1 protein-coding gene is annotated in these 424 nt (G+C 53.5%); it reads left to right on the forward strand.

Annotation, left to right across the window (positions count from 1 at the left end; translation table 11 throughout):
* Positions 1-118: 118 nt before the first annotated feature.
* Positions 119-424: DUF6776 family protein (locus Q4563_RS16380; RefSeq protein ID WP_336623043.1), on the forward strand; the 306-nt coding region annotated here is incomplete at its 3' end.

A 424-nucleotide genomic window follows, 5' to 3' on the forward strand; every position in this document is an offset into this window, starting at 1 on the left:
CATCATGCCTTTGAAACCAGGAGCTGCCGTAAAGGGCAGCTCGCAAGATGAGCTGGTTATTTTATCCCTTGAGCACCCAGGACGTGCTCCCCGTCCTCGATTCTGGATACTGATCCTGTTGGTATTCGTCGCTGCAGGTGGTTTTGCCGCGGGCTGGGTGGGCAGTTATCGTTTGCTGGACTCGTTGCAGACCGAGCGGGATCAGTTGTTGCGTGACCTGTCGCGTAATGAGCAAACGATTACTGAGTTGACCCAGCATGTGGGTATTCTCGAAAAAGGCGGGGAAGTTGATCGCTATGCCGCTGACTCGGTGCGTGGCTCAATCCGCAGTCTGGAGCAGCAGGTCGATGATCTTGAACGGGATGTGGCTTTCTACAAGAGCATTATGGACCCGGATGCCGTTGAAAAAGGCTTGAAGATTCAT

Source organism: Gilvimarinus sp. 1_MG-2023 (assembly GCF_030548285.1).